Origin of the sequence: Corallococcus terminator (assembly GCF_003611635.1) — a bacterium.
GTDB classification, from domain to species: Bacteria; Myxococcota; Myxococcia; order Myxococcales; family Myxococcaceae; genus Corallococcus; species Corallococcus terminator.
The window spans coordinates 1-1,310 of record NZ_RAVZ01000670.1; the positions used below are offsets into that span (position 1 = coordinate 1).

General features: G+C 71.5%; 2 protein-coding genes. Both read left to right on the plus strand.

Annotation, left to right across the window (positions count from 1 at the left end; genetic code table 11):
* On the plus strand, positions 1-903 hold a 903-nt coding region (locus tag D7V88_RS41365), incomplete at its 5' end, for an SDR family oxidoreductase (protein WP_120545943.1).
* 87 nt (positions 904-990) lie between these two features.
* A partial coding sequence (locus D7V88_RS41370) for a hypothetical protein (protein WP_147449147.1) occupies positions 991-1,310 on the plus strand: 320 nt, incomplete at its 3' end.

A 1,310-nucleotide genomic window follows, 5' to 3' on the forward strand; every position in this document is an offset into this window, starting at 1 on the left:
GGGCGTGGAATCGCGACGATGCTGGGGGAGGCGGGCGCGACGGTGTACTGCACCGGGCGCAGCGTGCGGGGCCGGCTGGCGAGCGGCGATGCGCGGCCGGAGACGATTGAAGAGACGGCGGAGCTTGTCACCGCTCGGGGTGGGAAGGGCATCGCGGTGCGGGTGGACCACTCCGTGGAGGCGGAGGTGGAGGCGCTGTGCCAGCGCATCCGCGCGGAGGCGGGCCAGTTGGACGTGCTCGTCAACGACATATGGGGCGGGGAGTCCCTGTCTGAACTTGGGGCGCCGTTCTGGAAGCAGTCGGCCCAGAACGCCCGGACGATGTTCGATCGCGCCATCGTCACCCACGTCATCACCAGCCGCCACGCGGTGCCGCTGATGCTGGAGCGGAACCAGGGGCTCATCGTGGAGGTGACGGATGGGGACCACTTCGGCTACCGGGGCGGGCTGGCGTACGACGTGACGAAGATGGCCGTCATCCGCCTGGCGTTCGCGATGGCGCGCGACCTGCGCCGCACGAACATCACCGCGCTCGCCGTGACGCCGGGCTTCCTGCGCTCCGAGGAGATGTTGGCCGGCTTCGGCGTGACGGAGGCGAACTGGCGCGACGGGGCGAAGGTGCATCCGGACTTCATCGCGTCGGAGACCCCCAGCTACGTGGGCCGGGCGGTGGCGGCGCTCGCGGCGGACCCTGGCGTGCACCGGCGGGCGGGACGTGTCGTCGCGTCGTGGACGCTGGCGCGGGAGTACGGCTTCACCGACCTGGATGGCTCCCAGCCGCACTGGGCGGAGCACTTCGCGAAGACCTACGGGACGCGGTATCCCGTCGCGGATGACTCGGCCTATGCGTCGTGGTTCGGCGGCCCCATCGAGATCGCCGTCCCCGAGTGGCCTGTCTACTGAGGGCAGGCTGCCGCCCCTCGGGGGGAAATGGGGGCCATCCCCGCGACCCGGACAACGCGCTATGGTCTGACGCGAGAGGTCGCGCACATGGCGAAGGGGCAGAACAGGAACCGTGAGCCGGAGCCCGTCGACGAGACCCGCGTCGCGCCGCTCGATGATCTGGATGAGACGGAGGAGGTCCGCACCGAGCAGACCCAGGCGCCTCCTCCGGCGCCCCGGGCTTCCGACGCTGGATTGCCTTCGGCGGGAGGCACCGGTCGCAAGTCGTGGGGCAACCAGACCCGTGTCGCGCCCACCACGGGCGCGGACATCCGCGCGTCCGAGCTCGCCGGGTACGAGGCCCGGATGACGCCGCCCCCGGTGCCCGACGAGGACCTGCCGCTGGAGACCCGGGTGTCGGAACCCCT